At 40.3% G+C, this 17413-nt stretch carries 19 protein-coding genes and 1 riboswitch; of the genes, 6 read left to right on the top strand and 13 right to left on the bottom strand.

The features are described from left to right. Positions 1-19 precede the first annotated feature (19 nt). Positions 20-1009, bottom strand: coding sequence for a LacI family DNA-binding transcriptional regulator (locus NSQ36_RS06630; protein WP_253622666.1), 990 nt, complete (start codon positions 1007-1009; stop codon positions 20-22). A 93-nt stretch (positions 1010-1102) separates the two neighbouring features. On the opposite strand from NSQ36_RS06630, the gene NSQ36_RS06625 reads away from it, so the two are divergent. Then, positions 1103-1246: a hypothetical protein gene (locus NSQ36_RS06625; RefSeq protein ID WP_003211556.1), complete on the top strand. Its 144-nt coding sequence runs from the start codon at positions 1103-1105 to the stop codon at positions 1244-1246. A gap of 53 nt (positions 1247-1299) precedes the next feature. On the opposite strand, the gene NSQ36_RS06620 is transcribed toward NSQ36_RS06625, so the two are convergent. The 6 genes from NSQ36_RS06620 to NSQ36_RS06595 form a co-directional block, all read right to left on the bottom strand. Continuing rightward, entirely contained in the window at positions 1300-2394 is a 1095-nt protein-coding gene (locus tag NSQ36_RS06620; RefSeq protein ID WP_253622667.1) for a Xaa-Pro peptidase family protein, read from the bottom strand. A 104-nt stretch (positions 2395-2498) separates the two neighbouring features. Further along, on the bottom strand, positions 2499-4418 hold the full coding sequence (locus tag NSQ36_RS06615) for a heavy metal translocating P-type ATPase (RefSeq protein WP_253622668.1): 1920 nt from the start codon (positions 4416-4418) through the stop codon (positions 2499-2501). Positions 4419-4708: 290 nt separating this feature from the next. Continuing rightward, positions 4709-5197 (bottom strand): endospore biogenesis thiol-disulfide oxidoreductase StoA, encoded by a 489-nt coding sequence (gene stoA, locus NSQ36_RS06610; RefSeq protein WP_253622669.1) that lies wholly within the window; start codon positions 5195-5197, stop codon positions 4709-4711. 54 nt (positions 5198-5251) lie between these two features. Continuing rightward, positions 5252-6568: a polysaccharide biosynthesis protein gene (locus NSQ36_RS06605; protein ID WP_309216599.1), complete on the bottom strand. Its 1317-nt coding sequence runs from the start codon at positions 6566-6568 to the stop codon at positions 5252-5254. Between the two features lie 115 nt (positions 6569-6683). After that, a complete protein-coding gene (locus NSQ36_RS06600) occupies positions 6684-7337 on the bottom strand; it encodes a cell wall hydrolase (protein ID WP_003211234.1) in 654 nt (217 codons plus the stop codon). A 307-nt stretch (positions 7338-7644) separates the two neighbouring features. After that, positions 7645-7839: a hypothetical protein gene (locus NSQ36_RS06595; protein ID WP_003212409.1), complete on the bottom strand. Its 195-nt coding sequence runs from the start codon at positions 7837-7839 to the stop codon at positions 7645-7647. A gap of 167 nt (positions 7840-8006) precedes the next feature. On the opposite strand from NSQ36_RS06595, the gene NSQ36_RS06590 reads away from it, so the two are divergent. Next, a complete protein-coding gene (locus NSQ36_RS06590) occupies positions 8007-8195 on the top strand; it encodes a DUF2187 family protein (protein ID WP_003211747.1) in 189 nt (62 codons plus the stop codon). A 152-nt stretch (positions 8196-8347) separates the two neighbouring features. Next, on the top strand, positions 8348-8872 hold the full coding sequence (locus tag NSQ36_RS06585) for a GNAT family N-acetyltransferase (RefSeq protein WP_327840586.1): 525 nt from the start codon (positions 8348-8350) through the stop codon (positions 8870-8872). A gap of 92 nt (positions 8873-8964) precedes the next feature. On the opposite strand, the gene NSQ36_RS06580 is transcribed toward NSQ36_RS06585, so the two are convergent. The 6 genes from NSQ36_RS06580 to NSQ36_RS06555 form a co-directional block, all read right to left on the bottom strand. Then, complete coding sequence (locus NSQ36_RS06580; protein ID WP_044139792.1) at positions 8965-9183, bottom strand: hypothetical protein; 219 nt, start codon at positions 9181-9183, stop codon at positions 8965-8967. Positions 9184-9450: 267 nt separating this feature from the next. Then, positions 9451-9948: a preQ(1) synthase gene (gene queF / locus NSQ36_RS06575; protein ID WP_003211403.1), complete on the bottom strand. Its 498-nt coding sequence runs from the start codon at positions 9946-9948 to the stop codon at positions 9451-9453. A 15-nt stretch (positions 9949-9963) separates the two neighbouring features. Next, positions 9964-10695 (bottom strand): 7-carboxy-7-deazaguanine synthase QueE, encoded by a 732-nt coding sequence (gene queE, locus NSQ36_RS06570; protein ID WP_050945163.1) that lies wholly within the window; start codon positions 10693-10695, stop codon positions 9964-9966. After that, positions 10688-11128 (bottom strand): 6-carboxytetrahydropterin synthase QueD, encoded by a 441-nt coding sequence (gene queD / locus NSQ36_RS06565; protein ID WP_003211826.1) that lies wholly within the window; start codon positions 11126-11128, stop codon positions 10688-10690. The genes queE and queD overlap by 8 nt, the downstream gene beginning before the upstream one ends. Then, complete coding sequence (gene queC, locus NSQ36_RS06560; protein ID WP_003211973.1) at positions 11129-11785, bottom strand: 7-cyano-7-deazaguanine synthase QueC; 657 nt, start codon at positions 11783-11785, stop codon at positions 11129-11131. 159 nt (positions 11786-11944) lie between these two features. Continuing rightward, positions 11945-11989, bottom strand: a riboswitch (PreQ1 riboswitch). Between the two features lie 71 nt (positions 11990-12060). Continuing rightward, positions 12061-13104 carry a hypothetical protein gene (locus NSQ36_RS06555; RefSeq protein ID WP_335355804.1) on the bottom strand — a complete coding sequence of 348 codons (1044 nt, stop codon included), beginning with the start codon at positions 13102-13104 and terminating at the stop codon, positions 12061-12063. Positions 13105-13348: 244 nt separating this feature from the next. Between NSQ36_RS06555 and NSQ36_RS06550 the strand changes: the two genes are divergently transcribed. From NSQ36_RS06550 to motB, 3 genes are all read left to right on the top strand, one after another. Next, complete coding sequence (locus NSQ36_RS06550; RefSeq protein ID WP_309216594.1) at positions 13349-15457, top strand: ATP-dependent Clp protease ATP-binding subunit; 2109 nt, start codon at positions 13349-13351, stop codon at positions 15455-15457. Between the two features lie 375 nt (positions 15458-15832). Continuing rightward, positions 15833-16627 (top strand): flagellar motor stator protein MotA, encoded by a 795-nt coding sequence (gene motA / locus NSQ36_RS06545; protein WP_003212085.1) that lies wholly within the window; start codon positions 15833-15835, stop codon positions 16625-16627. After that, on the top strand, positions 16620-17384 hold the full coding sequence (gene motB / locus NSQ36_RS06540; protein ID WP_003211671.1) for a flagellar motor protein MotB: 765 nt from the start codon (positions 16620-16622) through the stop codon (positions 17382-17384). Before motA ends, motB begins: the two co-directional genes overlap by 8 nt. Positions 17385-17413: the final 29 nt, after the last annotated feature.

Here is a 17413-nt window from a genome sequence, read left to right as displayed (position 1 = left end):
AAAACAGATGAAACGTGCGTCAACGATTGTTTTTGAAAACAGTGGTTGATCGCTCGTTCAGGTGAAATGGCAGCATTCTTTTCTCTGGCACCTCTCCCTTTATGGCTCGATCGAACAAGTCAAACGCTTCCTGACCCATTCGTTTCAGCGGAATATCAATGCTGGAAATCCCCAAAGCCTCACTTAATTGGTTAAATTGAAAGCTCAGTATGGCTGGAGTTTCTTCTGCTTTTATGTGATGACGCTGCGCCTCTAATAAAAAGCCTGCTGATACGTCATCATTTGTGATGAATAATGCTGTGGGGCGATTCTTCATCTCCTGCCACTCTGTAAATAATTGTTTTCCATCAAAAAGTGTTAGTTTCCCTTCGATGATCCATTCTTCATCAATCTCCTGCCCGAGCGATTTCATCATTTCTTGATAAGCCTGAAGGCGCGACTCGCTATTCGCTCCTTCTGTTCTGGCGAGAACAATCGCAATTCGTTGATGGCCGCATGCTGCCAAATGATGCAGGCCTTCCTTAAATGCTTGATCATGTGCAATTGACACTGTTGAGCATGTATCATGCGGCGTGGGATGACAAAATATAATCGGCCCAGATTCCTGCCACTTTAAAATATGCCTATCACTTAACGCATTTGAACAAAATATTAAACCATCCACACGGCGTTCTTTTAAACTCATTAACGCTTCTTTTTCTTTTAATGGATCATACCCCGTTTGAAATAAAGCAAAATGCATACCGTGCGCCTGTGCTTTTTCTGCAATACCTGTGACAAGGCCGCTGAAATAAGAGTGTTCAATCGTCGGAAGAACGATGCCAAGCATATTTGAATAGCCCTTTGCTAAATGGACAGCTTGAATGTTTCTCGTATATTTGAGCTCTTTCATCGCATGTAGAACACGTTCTCGTTTTTCCTCTTTGACATAAGGATGATCATTCAACACACGTGATACAGTTGTCACAGATACGCCCGCTCTTTTCGCAATCTCCCTTATGTTTGCCATTTTTTCTCCTACTTTCTCTTGCTATGGTAAGCGTTTCATACTTTAAGATGTATGTGAGCTGAACAAATCACTGGATGGAAAGGGGAATTCAAGATGGGTTTCATCATATGGATTATATTATGTATGACTGTTTTGTTTTCTGCTCGTTTTGCACTACATCCTTTAGGAAAAGAACATAAAATCAAACCGTTTGAATCAATTGATGATTTTTTTGTTGATAAGGATCGAAAAGAGTGACAAAAAATCACGATGACACTTCCAAGACATGGACGTTCATCGTGATTTTTTTATTACTTGATGATCGTCAGCTCTTTCGGATAATTGGTTAAAGTGACTGGACCGTCTGCTGTGATCAATACATCATCTTCAATTCTGACGCCGCCGACTCCTGGGACGTAGACCCCAGGTTCGATCGTATACACCATGCCTTCTTGGAGAAAATCATCATTTGCCTGGCTCATCGAAGGAAACTCATGAACAGACACCCCTAGACCATGCCCAAGGCGGTGAGGGAAATAGTCTCCATATCCAGCTTCTGTGATCAGCCCGCGTGCTTTTAAGTCCAGGTCCCCAATTCTCACACCCGGCTTACTCATTTCTAGTGCTGCCATTTCTGCGTTCAGGACGGTTTGATAGATGTCCTTTTGCTGATCAGAAGCTTCCTGATAGATGAATGTTCTTGTAATGTCTGAGCAGTACCCATCAACAATGACTCCAAGGTCAAATAACACAAAGTCGCCTTTTTTTAAGGCTGCCTGTCCTGGATTTCCGTGAGGCTCTCCTGATTTTTCGCCAAAGAGAACCATCGTCGAAAAGGACATGCCTTGAATGCCTTTTTTCTTTAGCTCATATTCAATGACAGCGAGCACTTCTGTTTCGGTGACTCCTTCTTTTAAGGCGTTCACCCCAATTTTTACCCCTTCATCTGCCAATTGAGCTGCTTTTTTCAGTGTAGCAATTTCAGATTCATCTTTAATCAGCCTTAGCTGATTGAGCTCTTCTTCTGCCCGGACAAAAGTTTCTGCCCCAGTGGCAGCTTGAAGCTGTTCTGCTCTTTGAAGCGGAATCGACTCTTTTTCAATTGCAAGTCGAGTTGCTCTTACACCGCGTTTTTCTACTGCTGACTGAATGAAATCAAATGGATTCTCATGGTCTTCATAACCAATGATATCGCCTGACCACCCAGCATTTTTCGCCTGCTCGACTTCCATTTTAGGCAAAATAAAAAATGGATCTGCCTCTTGAAACACAAACAGCCCCATTACTCTTTCATGCGGCTCTGTGAAGTATCCAGATAGATAAAACACATTTTCCTTTGTATGTATAAATGCACCTTGAATGTCTTTTTCCTTTAGCCAAGAAGACAAGCTCTTCATTCGGTTCATCGTGATCCTCCTCACACGTTTTACTACTGATCTATTGTATCAGTTTTTGCTTTATTTCGCACAAAAGCGCACTGGCAGAAGCCAAGTGCGCTATGATGATTTGCTTAAGATGCACGAAGCAGACGCAGTCCATTTAAAATAACCAAAATCGTACTTCCTTCATGCCCGATGACGCCAAAAGGCAAATCAAGCACTTGTAAGAAATTCGCACAAATTAACAAACAAATCACCGTTAATGAGAAAATAATATTTTGCTTAATAATTCGGTTCATCTTTCTTGAAAGACGGATCATCTTCGTTAAGTTATTTAAATTATTCTTCATTAAGATCAGATCTGCTGTTTCTAAAGCCACGTCTGTGCCTCCGCCCATCGCAACCCCCACATCTGCTGTGGCGAGTGCCGGTGCATCATTGATTCCGTCTCCTACCATGATGATGGAATTACCGTGTTTTTTAAGTTGATTGACCTCATGTACCTTTTCATCTGGAAGGCACCCAGCAACAACCTTTTGGATGCCGGCTTCCTGCGCAATGGCTTCAGCCGTTTTTTGCTGATCTCCTGTCAGCATGACGGTTTGGATGCCTAAATCATTCAGCTCTTGAATCATTTTTTTCGCTTCAGGTCTCATTTGATCTTTAAGGCCAAGGCACCCAACGACTTCTTGATCCTTTTGAACATACACCACTGTGTATCCTTTTTCAGAAAGATGCTCTCCTGTTTCTTCAATCTCGCGGTCCATTGAAGCCTTGCCAGCAAAGTCTTTCTTCCCAATCCGCCACGTTTCTCCATTCAATTGTGCCTTTACACCAAAACCAGAGGTTTCTTCAATGGTGACATGAGCTGATCTTTCTATTTGCTGCTCTTGTGCCATATCAGAGATCGCTTTCGCTAATGGATGGTTTGATTGATTTTCAATTTGATAAAGCGCCTGATAAAAGGCCGCTTCCTCTTGTCCTTTAGCGATCACCACCTGCTCTACAGCTGGCTTTCCGCTTGTAATCGTCCCCGTTTTGTCAAAAGCAATCATGCTGCTAGTGCCTAGCTTTTCTAAAAAGACGCTCCCTTTAACAAGCATTCCGTTTCTTGCGCCGTTTGAGATCAGTGACAAAGCAGCTGGCATAATGGATGCAACAAGCGCACAAGGTGATGCTACGACCATAAACACCATGGCCCGGTAGAAGGTTTCACTCATACTCCAGCCTAGTACAAAATGAGGCAGAACCATTAAAATCGCGACGGTGATCAGTACACCTTTTACATACGCACCTTCGAATTTTTCAATAAATGCCTGGCTTGGTGACACACTTTCTTGAGCCGATTCGACAAGTTTAATAATTTTATGGAAAAGCGTTTCTTCATTATGTTTGGTCACTTCTACTGTTAAGGAACCATTTAAGTTCACTGTTCCCGCAAACACATCTTCGCCTTGCCCTTTTTCTTGGGGCACAGACTCGCCCGTAAGCGCAGATTCATCCACACTTGTTCTTCCGCTTAAAATCACACCATCTGCTGCAATACGTTCCCCAGCTTTGATCATGATACGGTCACCTGGTGTTAATGATGAAGCAGAGACTTGAATGGTCGTACCATTTTCTTCAATGAAAGTCGCTTCATCTGGTGCGATGCTCATTAAAGCTGTTAAATCCTTCTTGCTTTTATTTGATGTATACGTTTCAAGCGCACCACTAAGTGAGAAAATAAAAATTAAGATCGCGCCCTCTGCCCAATATCCAATGATTGCTGAGCCTATAGCTGCAAAAATCATTAAAAGTTCAACATTCAAGCTTTTAGACGAAATGGTTTCTTCAATTCCTTCCTTCGCTTTTGCAAAACCTCCAATTATAAACGCAAGGATAAATAAAGGAATACTCCACATGCTCTCATCCTTTAACATCCATCCAACCAAAATGAGAATCCCCGAGATACCCGCTGCTATTAATTCTCCGTGCTGTGCCCATTGATGAAGGGACCATTTCGATTCCTTTTGATTTGTTGTTTGATAAAGTGCTGTATTCTCATTCATGATTGTTTTCTCCTCTCTAATTGATAATGGTTTTCACATCATCAATTGTTGCCCGTTTCCTTTTTTCATCTATATTTTCTGCTATTTCAAGCTTTTTATAGGTCTGTTATTCATTATAACAGGTTCTGACCGATTTTCAATTAATAATTATTATAATTTCTTTTTGATAATAATTATCATTATTGATATAGACCCTTTCTCTTCTGAGCACAGTTTATTCAGATGAAAAGCAATTGAACACAAAAAAGAACCAAAGGAATGATCCTTGGTTCTTGAAATCATGTTTCGTTCTAAAAATCCGTCCACTCCTTGATTTGTTTTTTCGTCAGTGGACCTACATGATTTTTCACAATTTCCCCTTTTTCATTTATCAAAAAGCTGGTTGGAATGGTGATGATTTGGTATTTCTTCATCATTTCCCCTCGCTCATCTAGTATGACCGGGAATGTAAACTTTCTGTCTTTCACAAATTGGGCAACCGCATGTTTACTTTGTTCAGCCCCTAGTAAATTCACCGTTAAGATATCAACATCACTCTGATTTTCTTTCACGATCTGGTCAAATACGGGCAGCTCCATTTTGCAGGACGGGCACCAAGTTGTCCAAAAATGCAAAATGGTCTTTTTTCCTTTCGCCGGAATCATCTGCGTTTCACCAGTTAATGTAGGAGCCTCTATCCTTGGCGCCATAACGGGCTCTTTCGCTTCAGCCTCGCTGCCTATGAGTAATAGAAGCAGGGTCATTATAAGAAGACTGGCGGGTAGATATTTACGATTCATCAGGATCTTCCTTCCCAGTTTTCTTATAGCTTGCCCGCTCGACGAAGAGGACATTCAAGCTTTTTTCATTCTAAGAAACATGGAAACGCCGAGCTCCTTACAAATCGTCGCATAATGCAGTGCAGTCAAGAGGAGCATGCCCGTATTCATCCCTAATATAACCCCCATCATATTCAAGCTTTCAATTGACCCGAGAAAATACACCATTGAAAACGAGACGACATGCACCCATATATTATGTAGGAACACATCTTTAATGAGCCCCATACCGATTAAGCACGCTTGAAATGGCATCACAAACAGGTGGCATAAAAAGTATGGCCAAAGCAGCTGTAAGTAGACAGCAGCTTGCGGTGAATCAAAAAAGAGCTGTGTGAGCGGATAAGCAAAATAATACATCACCATCACTGCCGGTACCCCGTACCCAAACGTAATGATTATTGCCTGCCTGACACGTTTTTTCACAAGGGCATACTGACCTAAAGCATAGGCTTCAGATACACTCGGAATCATCACAATCATGATGGAATGAGCGATAAATGCAGGGAAAAAACCGATCGACATCGCGACACCAGCCAGCATGCCGTAATGATCAACAGCAAGTGTGCCAGAGATGCCTGCAGCAATAAGGGCACCTTTGATTAAAAACGGTTCTATCGCATTTGCGATCGCATGAAAAATCCGCATGCCCGTTGTTGGAATGGAGACAGCTAATAGGCGCTTTCTCACGTCAATTCCTCTTAATTCAACAGACCTGACATTGACAGCATTTTTCGCCATGACGTATTGGGAGTATAAATAAATAAAGACGACAAGATCACTCGCGACAATGACACCGATGGCAATGAGTACCGCTGTTTCAATATCAAACGAATACCAATGGAAGAACAAAAACAGGCAGATAAGCTGGATCGTTTTCTTCAGCATATTGGCAAGAGCGATCCTGCCCATTTGCTGCTTTCCCATAAAATAGCCGCGTGCAATCGAGGTAAACGCAATAATTGGAATAAGAGACAGCACAAGCCCTTTCATGAGCGGATGATACGACTGAAACACTGGAATGAACGGCAGGACAATCGCAGCGATCCCCGTTGTTGTACATGTCACCACAAGCGTCATTTTAAACGCATGGCGGAGCATACTTTTATGGAGCCGCTCATGCGATTCTGCAATGAATTTAGAAATGGAGACTGGCAGCTCTAAGCTGGCAATCACGAGGACCAGCATGATGATTGGAAGGATACTCATATATAGACCCATTCCATGTTCTCCAAGCTCTCTCGCTAAAATCATATTGACTAAAAACTCTATACACTCCGCAATGAAAGCTGCGACAGATAGCAGAATGACCCCTTTTACAAATCGATTCATGTAGCCTCCCCTTTATCTAAAGCAAATTCTTTTCACATTCTATGAGACAAGTCCTGAAAATATTTTGATAAATGAAGACAAAAAAAAGAGCGATCTGATTGATCGCTTCATTTCTTTATACAGCAAATACGTGACGACCGATACGTTCTACAATTTTGCGAGAACGAATCCAGTTATCTGTTGCCGTTTTGGGATTATAAAAATAAATGGCCTTTGTTGTTCTGTCATGTTCTTTCACTACTTGCTTCACAGCTTTAACAGAATCTTGATCTGCTTTATCATGAATGCTTCCATTCGATACTGGCTGGAAAGCATTTCGCTGATAAATAACACCTTTGACACTGTCAGGAAAAGAGCGATGCTCCACCCTGTTTAAGACGACGCTTGCCACAGCTTTTTTACCTGCGTAAGATTCACCTTTCGCTTCAGCATGTACCAATCGTGAGAGCAGTTCCATTTCCTCATTAGAATAGCGTTTGGCGCTTTCCTCGTTCGTCGTTTCTGATTTTACTCTTTTCTTTTGCTTCGGTTTTGAAGACATTTTTTCTGAAGACGTACTTAGCATTTTGACTTTCGGCTGACGCTTCTCCTCTGAAAATGCTGGGATGACTTGATCGTGTTCATCTTGATCTATATATGAAAGCTCATGCTTAACAGGTGCTTGTGAAAGTTCGTGACTTAATGTGCCTTGCTGCTCTTGTATGTTGTCCATCTTCATGGCTGCGATTAGCATAAGGATGACAAAAAGAGCGGTATGAATTTTCATCATTCGCCTCATTCCTCCTTTAATTAAAGTAGGCGGTAAGATACTTGTCCACTCTAACAAGAGCTCCTTCTATTTTCACGCACAAAGATTTGCATGCCTAACCAAATTCCGTCATTAAATGGCATGTCCTAGTTGAATTGCGTATCAACTGGAATTGTTAGCGCTTAAAAAGACCCCTTTTCCGCCTATCATCATCCTTATGCTCCTGATTATGGGTTATTACATTTTCTTTTCAGATGTATCAAGCTCGTTTGAAGTGTGACAAAAGAACTAAAATAAAAAAGCTTTCTCTCATTCATGAGAAAAAGCTTTAGCTTCTTGCTTCTGTAAGATATTCAAAAATAACATCTCCACCATGTTTCGCAATCCCGCGAAAATACTTAAAATCATCTTGATTCACCAAGATCGAACGAAACGTTAAAAAATCATCTTTCTGAATGGTCACTTGCTTTTCTGTCCCATTTCGTAACGATTCAAGTATTGTGAGCATTTGTTCTTCCGTCAAATAAACCGCTCCTTTACAGCCATCATCAAATATTAAATATATCATCCGTTAGGAAAGCATACAACGAAAACGAAACAAAAACGTCTTTATCCTTTACATTGGTATGAAAATATTGCAAAATACTTTTTAATAGGGAATGAAATCTGTTTTTAAAGGAGAGGGATCGGTTGAAGATTGCAAAAATTGGAAATGTGATCGAATTTAGAAATGGTTTAACAGGTGTAGTTGAAAAAGTGAATGAAAACTCTGTCATTGTGGATGTCACCATTATGGACAACTATAGAGATTTAGAACTGGATTCACTAACAGTCGTTAATCATAAAAACTATAAAATCATCAAAGACTCCGTACATTAATTTGCAATCCTCAATTCAGACTATCGATACATACGTAAATACGAAGCAAAGCTGTTCATTTATTTGTTGAAAAGGTGAATAGTATTTCAGACAACTTTCTATTTTTATAAAGTGATGAGATGCAGTATTAGCTCTAGACAGGAGAAACTAAAATGCAAAATTCAAATGATATCATTGTGCGTTTTGGGAATATGGAAGACGCTGAAACTACTTTAGACATACAGTCATCAGTGATTGCTGAATCAGATTATTTACTTACAACGCCTGAAGAAAACAAAAAAACCCTTTTAGAACACAAGGCTTGGATACAAAAAAGAATAGAGAACGAAAACGAAACGTACATAGTTGCTCAAAAAGACGGAAAAGTCATTGGGTTTATAGCATTTGAAAATGGATCAAATAGAAAAAGAACTGCCCACGCAGGTTCATTTGGTTTGATGGTTCATAAGAGCTTTAGAGGTTTAGGCGTAGGGGAAATGTTGCTAACAGCGTTATTAAATTGGGCAGAAATGAATCCTTCGATCGAAAAGGTTAGTTTAGCCGTATTCTCTACAAATCAAAAGACCATTTCTTTGTACAAAAAGATGGGATTCAGAGAAGAAGGTCGTAAAATAAAAGAATTTAAAATAAGTGAACATGAATACTGGGACGATGTTTTAATGTATAAACTTGTTTAATACCATAAAAATAGATGCAGAAATAAGGACATAACATAAATTGATTCATCAATTTGTTATGTCCTTTTCTTATTATTTCACCTGTACTAGTGTCAGTCTTTTTGCGTATGAAAGGTTTGCATTTCCGCTTTCGTTTTGTACATGTCAACTTCCTCTGGGGTGATAACGCCTTTATCGATTAAAAGTGCAATCACTCCAAGCAATGTGGAGGCACTCCATTTATATCGTTCTTTGTTTTGATGTTCGAGCATTTGAAGCTCTTCTTTTAGTTCCATCAGCAGCTTCTCTGTCTTTTCTTCTTTGTTTGCCAACTCAAACGCCTCCGTTATTCGTTCATTGCCTCTATTTTATCTCAAAGCAAATAAGATAAGCAAAAAACACAAATTACCTTTACAAACATACGTTCTGCCATGTATAATAAATTTACGAGCTGGTAGCCCCCAGCCGTCCTAGCAAGTTCTATTCCCATTTTTATGAGGAGAGCGACATGACTCTTCTCTTTTTTTATCACTTCAATCTAATTCATCCCATTCAAACCCATAAAAAAAGACATGTCATTAGGCATGTCTTTTCCTTTATTAGCGATTATCAATCGTTTCAGGATACATATCATGATTCATCATGCGATATGAAGCCATTTCTTCATATTTGGTACCAGGTTTTCCGTAGTTCGTGTACGGGTCAATTGAAATACCGCCTCTTGGTGTAAATTTGCCCCATACTTCAATGTATCTTGGGTCCATCAATTCAATGAGATCGTTCATAATAATATTCATACAATCCTCATGAAAATCACCATGGTTACGGAAGCTGAACAAATACAATTTTAATGATTTACTTTCAACCATGATTTCATTTGGGATATAGCTGATATAAACTGTCGCAAAATCCGGCTGACCTGTTTGCGGACAAAGTGACGTAAATTCTGGGCAGTTGAATTTCACAAAATAATCTCTATTTGTATGTTTATTCGGAAATGTTTCAAGCACTTGTGGTGCATAATCAAACAAATAATTGGTTCCTTGATTTCCTAGTAAAGTGACACCTTCTAATTCTTCTGGTTTTCTTGTCGTCATGTCGTCTCTTCCTTTCTATACGCCTCGTTTATTGCCCCATAATAATGTGTGCAGCTGCGGCAGCACTCTTACGCGATTTAAGTCTGGGTCTTGCGCTACTTGATCGACAAGCGCTTCATACTTCTTTAATAAGTGCGTCAATAAGTACGCATCATCACCTGTTGTCGTGTCATCATTTCCTACCTGCAAATAAAAAGGAAGCTCTGGATATTTCGCATGAACATCCTTTGCATAGGCTAAATCATGATCGTCAAAAATCACGACCTTCAGGCTTGCATGCTGCAATCTATTTCCGTTTTTCAGCTCATCTATGATACGTGTGAGTTTCGCGAAATCTGTTTTCATATTTGAGCTTGGTGGCTTCGGAGAAATGGTTAAATCATCAATTTTCAAAAACCAGTCCTGATACATTGTCCCTTGTGTTTCAAGCGCTGTATCAATTCCTTCTTCGTGTAGCAAATCAATAAGTGATTCCATTTGTTTTAAAAGCGCAGGGTTTCCCCCTGAAATGGTGACATGAGAAAAAGCCTGTCCGCCTATTCTTTTTAATTCCTTGACAATGTCCTCTGCGTGAAGCCACTGAATGTCATGCTTTGCTGATCCATCCCAAGTAAAGGCGGAATCACACCAGCTGCAAGAGTAGTCACAGCCAGCCGTTCTGACAAACATGGTTTTTTGTCCAATGACCATCCCTTCTCCTTGAATGGTCGGACCAAAGATTTCTAATACAGGAATTGCTTTAGCCATTGTGTTCAACTCGTTTCGGCCGGTAAATGCAGTAGCTTGTTGGTGTCTCCCTAACAAAGACCTGAACACATACTGGTTTATTTGCTAAAGTCGATAAATATGCTGCGACTTTGTCATGGACTGTCTTTGCCACAACCTCTGTAGTAGGCATCGCGTATGGATCGGTTGATGAGAATTCCTCATGATCATTGAGCAGCGTGTGATCATACTGTCCATGAATAAGTTTTTTCAGTGTACTAAAATTGACAAGGAAACCTGATTCATCTAGGTCATCTCCAGCAATGGTTATATTGATGGTGTACGTGTGACCATGTACACGGCTGCAAGCACCTGCATCCTCTCTTGGGATGAAATGGGCAGCTGATATATGCATATCCTTGTTCAATTCAAATGAGTATGGATGATTCGTTTGTGGATAGATTTGAGAAAGCATTTATTTTGCCTCCTTCATTTCCATATAAGTGTCATAGCCCTTTTTCCGAAGCTTACACGCAGGACATTCCCCGCAGCCATCAGACATGATGCCATTATAGCAAGTGAGCGTTTCATTTTTCACAAAATCTAATGCATTCAGCTCGTCTGCTAGCTTCCATGTTTCTGCTTTATTGAGCCACATGAGCGGTGTATGGATGACAAATGGTTTTTCCATCGCCAAATTCACTGTGACATTACAAGATTTTACAAACTCGTCACGGCAATCTGGATAGCCGCTAAAGTCTGTTTCACATACACCTGTGATAATATGTCTTGCACCGATCTGATACGCAAGAATAGAAGCGAAGGATAAGAACACTAAGTTTCTTCCTGGTACAAATGTGGAAGGCAGCTCTCCTTCTTTTTCCTCAATGTCAATGTCATCTCTTGTTAAAGCATTTGGTGCCAGCTGATTCAAAAGAGACATATCTAATAGATGGTTCTTCACACCTAACTTGTCAGCAATTCTTTTGGCGACATCAATTTCTTCTTGATGACGCTGATTATAATGAAAGGTCACGGTTTCTACCTCTTCGAATTGTTGAAGTGCCCATAATAAACATGTCGTACTGTCTTGTCCCCCGCTAAAGACAACGACTGCTTTTTCATTTTTCATCTTCTGTTCTCCTCCTTTTGCAGATCTATACACTCGTACAAAGCTGCATCTGAAAGGCTCATGAAAACCCCTATTTTTCTCAAAAGAAAAGACACCTTTACATGTGTATGAGGTGTCCCAGCCATAAAAAATAAAAAATGCCACATCCAAGGATACGGCAAGTCCTTAGTTTTTTATAGAGGGTTTTGCTAGAACCTCTCCCGTTTACACGGATTTTTGTTCAATTTTCACAGAGGATAGTGTACCACATATTTTCCATGCAGGCTATCCTTTCTTTAATTATCATGTGATGCAGGCACTTTTTTTAGAAAAAGAAAGAGGATAAAAAAGATGCTCACATAGCCAAAAATAGGATAAACTGTTGATATCAATGTACCGTAACCAATTTTACTAATCACATAGCAGCATAAGAGAATAAGGGATATTGTCAAGACACTGTTCATTCGTATATACGCCCTCACTTGTCTCTCAAGTCCATATAAATTGCCTATGACGGATGTAAAGACTTCGCCGAAGATCACAAATAAATAAATGAGGTGAATGGAATTTGCTACTTGATACACGACCTGAGCCATTGGAATATCAAACGCCTCCAGCATATCTAATGAAGAAAGAGATAAAAAGCATACAAATAAAATAATTGTCAGCATGACGCCCCCAAGCACAGCTCCCTTTTTAATCACCGCTTCAGAGGTCATTTCATTTGCGACGGGCACTAACACTGCTTGAGAAAGTGCCAAATTAAAAGCACCATATGAGATAGCTGATAAAATCCACTCTCCCTCACCCATTTGCAGCGCAAGAACATAACTTTCACTACTGCTAAAAACGAATGAATCAAGAAACACAATCATTGAAAAGAAAATAAGCATTGGGACGACGAGAACATTGACACCAAATAATCCTTTTGATCCTTTCAAAAGCACAATCACGCTCAGAATGATCGTCAAAAAGATCCCATATTCCTTCGATATGCCAAGCTGCTCTTCAAATATAGCACCTGCGCCAGAAATCATCACTGAAGTGACGCCTAATAAAATAAAAAACATGACGACATTAATATACCTGCTTGCAGCTGCGCCAAATAGAAACCGGTTCATATCTTGATAAGACTCTGCTTCAATTCGTTTAGAAATGAGCATCATTTTTGCCCCAAGTCCAGTAAAAATAGCGCCGCTAATCAAGATTCCGAATAATCCAATCCAGCCAAAACGAACAAAAAATTCTACGATTTCTTTTCCGGTCGCAAACCCAGCTCCAACCACTGTTCCTACATATACAAAGGCAAGCTGAAAAGCGGATTCATTTGAACGTTTCATGTGACCCCTCCGCACCCATCACTTTCGATTGTCTTTTTTTATCCTATGAGACAAGTTCCTTGAAAAGAAGGACAAACCATGATTAAATGCAAAAAAGGATTTTCACCCGCCTTTGAGCAAAACAGTTGAAAGTCAAAATAGGTCAGAGTATACTATAGTCAAAGATGGTCAAACAACAGACCATTTTCTTTAACATTCATTGGTCAAATAAAGTCAAACTTTTATCATAAGGAGGTCATGGCAAATGCGTTGTCAACATTGTCAAGTAAATGAAGCAACTATTCGCCTGAATATGCAAGTGAATTCATCCCGGAGCCAAATGGTTTTATGTGAAGACTGCTACACCTCTTTGATGGAGCAATCAAAAATGAAAATGGGACCTCAATTGTTCGGAGGAAGCTCATTCTTCTCTGGGCAAGAGCAAGCAGGACATACGCAAAACGTAGAGCAGCCAAAGCAAAAAGGCTTACTTGATGAACTTGGCCGCAATTTAACAGATGGCGCAAATGCTGGTTTAATTGATCCAGTCATCGGCCGTGATGAAGAAGTCGCAAGAGTCATTGAGATTTTAAATAGAAGAAATAAAAACAATCCTGTCCTCATTGGTGAACCAGGTGTTGGGAAAACAGCGATCGCTGAAGGACTTGCATTGAAAATTGCAAGTGGCGATGTACCAAATAAATTAAAGAACAAACAAATCTATTTATTAGATGTCTCCTCCCTTGTAGCGAATACAGGGATACGTGGTCAATTTGAGGAAAGAATGAAGCAGTTAATCAAAGAACTGCAAAGCCGTAAAAATATTATCTTATTTGTAGATGAAATCCATCTTCTTGTAGGCGCTGGATCTGCCGAAGGGTCAATGGATGCTGGAAACATCTTAAAACCAGCTCTTGCACGAGGCGAGCTCCAGCTAGTAGGTGCGACGACATTAAAAGAATATCGTCAAATTGAAAAAGATGCCGCACTTGAACGACGCTTCCAGCCCGTCATTGTAGATGAGCCAACACAAGCTGAAGCGATCGAAATTTTAAAAGGCATTCAAGATAAGTACGAAAGCTACCATGGCGTCACCTATTCAGACGAAGCCATTCAAGCGTGTGTTCAATTATCTTCCCGGTATATTCAAGACCGTCATCTGCCGGATAAAGCCATTGATTTAATGGATGAAGCAGGTTCAAAAGCGAACCTCTCCATTGATGCAGCAAGCGAAGATGAACTAACAAATCGTCTGAGAGAAATTGCTGCTGAAAAACAAGCCGCTTTAAAAGAAGAACAATACGAAAAAGCAGCGAAGCTTCGAGATGAAGAAGAGGCCATTGAAGCTAGACTTCAAAACAAAACAAATGACAAAGAACATGTCGTCACAGCAGAAGACATTCAAGCCATTGTGGAACAAAAAACAGGCATCCCTGTCGGCAAACTGCAAGCAGACGAACAAACCAAAATGAAAGAAATTGACGTCCGCTTAAAAGCACGAGTGATCGGTCAGGAACATGCGGTTGAAAAGGTAGCGAAAGCTGTGAAGAGAAGCAGAGCCGGCTTAAAATCGAAACATAGACCAACTGGCTCCTTCCTATTCGTTGGACCAACAGGTGTCGGGAAAACCGAATTATCAAAAACACTAGCTGAAGAATTATTTGGTTCAAGAGATGCGATCATCCGTTTAGATATGAGTGAGTACATGGAGAAACACTCAGTATCTAAGCTCATCGGTTCTCCTCCTGGTTATGTTGGACATGATGAAGCGGGTCAACTGACGGAAAAAGTACGCAGAAAACCATACAGCATCATTTTGCTGGATGAAATCGAAAAAGCACACCCTGATGTGCAGCACATGTTCCTTCAAATCATGGAAGATGGCCGATTAACAGATAGCCAAGGTAGAACCGTCAGCTTTAAAGATACGGTCATCATCATGACAAGTAACGCAGGCAGCACAGATAAAACGGTCAAAGTCGGCTTCCAGTCTGATCAGGAAGAAGCAATTGAGGAGCAATCACTCATTGATTCACTTAGCGCCTATTTCAAGCCAGAATTCTTGAACCGTTTTGACAGCATCATTCAGTTTGATTCATTAGATCGAGATGATTTAGTGAAGATTGTGGATCTTTTGCTCAATGAGCTATCAGAACAATTAAAAGAGCAAAATTTAACAGTCCATGTGACAAATGAAGCGAAAGAAAAAATTGCAGAACTTGGATACCATCCTGCATTTGGTGCTCGTCCACTGCGAAGAACCATTCAAGAGCATGTTGAAGATCAAATGACGGAAATATTGCTTGAAGAAGAACAGCTTTCAGGATTTACTGTAGAAGTTGAAGATAACGAAATTGTCGTAAAAAAAGGATAAGTACATCTTAAGAAGGATCTATAGCTCCATCATGTTGCGGTGTCTAAGTTCCATCCGCACGCCGACGCTCCCCCGCCTCTATTCCTTTAAGATAAAAGAAAAAGAGGTGGATCACATGATGAATTGGAGCTATGATCTTGTCAAAATCATGTATGAGGAAAAATTAAAAGAGCTGCTTTTAATTGAAACCGCTCAAAGAAATTAAAAAAGAAACTCCCTTTATATCAGAGGGAGTTTCTTTTTTAAGGTAATAGAAAGCGCTTTCGTCAAAAATTCTTCACAGAAACTGCCTTAATTTGATATTCAGACTAAAACCCTTCTAGAAGACACCGATATTAACTATAGAAAAAGATAGTTAAAGGATTTGGTGAGATAATGGACAAAACATCGTTAATAGGTATTATTTTAGCATTTATTGCACTGAGTGTCGGTATGGTTCTGAAAGGTGTAAGTCTAACCGCTCTTATCAACCCAGCGGCTATATTGATCATTGTGGTTGGGACGATTGCAGCTGTTGTCATCGCATTCCCATCTAGTGAAATTAAGAAAACACCAAAATTGTTCGGCAAAATTTTTAAAGACAACAAGCTTCCAACGATTCAAGAAATGATCCCTCTTTTTTCAAACTGGGCACAAATTGCGCGTCGTGAAGGTCTTTTAGCATTAGAAGCTAGCATTGAGGAAGTAGATGACGATTTCCTTAAGAACGGCTTAAGCATGGCGGTTGACGGTCAAAGTGCAGAATTTATTCGCGACGTCTTAACAGAGGAAGTTGACGCCATGTCTGAAAGACATCAGTCAGGCGCATTAATCTTTACACAAGCCGGTACATACGCTCCGACGCTTGGTGTACTTGGCGCCGTTGTCGGACTTATTGCTGCACTTGCTAACATGGGAGATATTGAAGCACTTGGACATGCAATCAGTGCAGCCTTCGTTGCCACACTGCTTGGGATTTTTACAGGGTATGTGTTATGGCATCCATTTGCCAACAAGCTAAAGCGTAAATCAAAGGAAGAAGTAAAACTTCGTCTAATTATGATTGAAGGGATCCTTTCTGTTCTTGAAGGTCAATCTCCAAAAGTGATTGAACAAAAACTTCTCATGTACTTACCAGCGAAAGAACGTGCAAATCTTGTCATTGAAGAAGGAGAAAAACAAAATGGCTAGGAAACGTAAAAAACATGATCACGATGACCATGTAGATGAATCTTGGCTGATCCCTTATGCCGATCTTCTGACGCTTCTACTCGCTCTCTTCATTGTGCTTTTTGCATCAAGTTCGATTGATGCGGCAAAGTATGAACAGATGGCCAAGTCTTTTAATGTCGTCTTTACGGGCGGTACAGGTGTCATGGATCAAACCAGCATGCAAAGCACTGAAGAAACTGAAAATAGCAACCAGACCAAAAAAGCAGCTGAAGAAGATGAAGAAGCTCAAGCGAAAGCTCGAGATCATGCCGTTCTCACAAAGGTCAAAAAGCAAGTGGATTCCTTCATTGCCAATAAGAAACTTGGAGCTAAGCTCGAAACAAAGCTCACGGACGAAGGTTTGCTCATTACGATAGAAGACAGTATCTTCTTTGATTCTGGCCGGGCGATTATTCGACCTCAAGATGTCCCGTTAGCAAAGGAAATCTCAAAACTACTCGTCATTAACCCCGCTCGTGACATCGTCATTAGCGGACATACTGATAATGTTCCGATCAGAAATTCAGAATTTGAATCCAACTGGTATTTAAGTGCCATACGTGCTGTAAACTTTTTAAGTATTCTTCTTGAGAACAGCAATTTAAACCAAGAAAACTTTAGTACAAAAGGTTTCGGTGAATTCAAGCCAATCGCTTCAAATGACACAGCAGAAGGCAGAAGTAAAAACCGACGCGTAGAAGTACTTATTTTACCGATTGAGAAAAAAGCAAAATAAAAAAGGGAGCCCTCGGCTTCCTTTTTTAT

Origin of the sequence: Bacillus sp. FSL W8-1143, from assembly GCF_037965155.1 — a bacterium.
Classification (GTDB): Bacteria; Bacillota; Bacilli; order Bacillales; family Bacillaceae; genus Bacillus; species Bacillus pumilus.
This window is presented reverse-complemented; position numbering and strand designations above follow the sequence as displayed.

Bases quoted from the DNA above. Each gene is read 5' to 3' on its own strand.
- NSQ36_RS06615 (WP_253622668.1), bottom strand. From the start codon at position 4,418: ATGAATGAGAATACAGCACTTTATCAAACAACAAATCAAAAGGAATCG.
- queC (WP_003211973.1), bottom strand. From the start codon at position 11,785: ATGAAAAATGAAAAAGCAGTCGTTGTCTTTAGCGGGGGACAAGACAGT.
- motA (WP_003212085.1), top strand. From the start codon at position 15,833: ATGGACAAAACATCGTTAATAGGTATTATTTTAGCATTTATTGCACTG.
- motB (WP_003211671.1), top strand. From the start codon at position 16,620: ATGGCTAGGAAACGTAAAAAACATGATCACGATGACCATGTAGATGAA.
- queE (WP_050945163.1), bottom strand. From the start codon at position 10,695: ATGGCTAAAGCAATTCCTGTATTAGAAATCTTTGGTCCGACCATTCAA.
- NSQ36_RS06555 (WP_335355804.1), bottom strand. From the start codon at position 13,104: ATGAAACGTTCAAATGAATCCGCTTTTCAGCTTGCCTTTGTATATGTA.
- NSQ36_RS06600 (WP_003211234.1), bottom strand. From the start codon at position 7,337: ATGATGAAAATTCATACCGCTCTTTTTGTCATCCTTATGCTAATCGCA.
- NSQ36_RS06620 (WP_253622667.1), bottom strand. From the start codon at position 2,394: ATGAACCGAATGAAGAGCTTGTCTTCTTGGCTAAAGGAAAAAGACATT.
- NSQ36_RS06585 (WP_327840586.1), top strand. From the start codon at position 8,348: ATGCAAAATTCAAATGATATCATTGTGCGTTTTGGGAATATGGAAGAC.
- NSQ36_RS06630 (WP_253622666.1), bottom strand. From the start codon at position 1,009: ATGGCAAACATAAGGGAGATTGCGAAAAGAGCGGGCGTATCTGTGACA.
- NSQ36_RS06550 (WP_309216594.1), top strand. From the start codon at position 13,349: ATGCGTTGTCAACATTGTCAAGTAAATGAAGCAACTATTCGCCTGAAT.
- stoA (WP_253622669.1), bottom strand. From the start codon at position 5,197: ATGAATCGTAAATATCTACCCGCCAGTCTTCTTATAATGACCCTGCTT.
- NSQ36_RS06605 (WP_309216599.1), bottom strand. From the start codon at position 6,568: ATGAATCGATTTGTAAAAGGGGTCATTCTGCTATCTGTCGCAGCTTTC.
- queF (WP_003211403.1), bottom strand. From the start codon at position 9,948: ATGACGACAAGAAAACCAGAAGAATTAGAAGGTGTCACTTTACTAGGA.
- NSQ36_RS06625 (WP_003211556.1), top strand. From the start codon at position 1,103: ATGGGTTTCATCATATGGATTATATTATGTATGACTGTTTTGTTTTCT.
- queD (WP_003211826.1), bottom strand. From the start codon at position 11,128: ATGCTTTCTCAAATCTATCCACAAACGAATCATCCATACTCATTTGAA.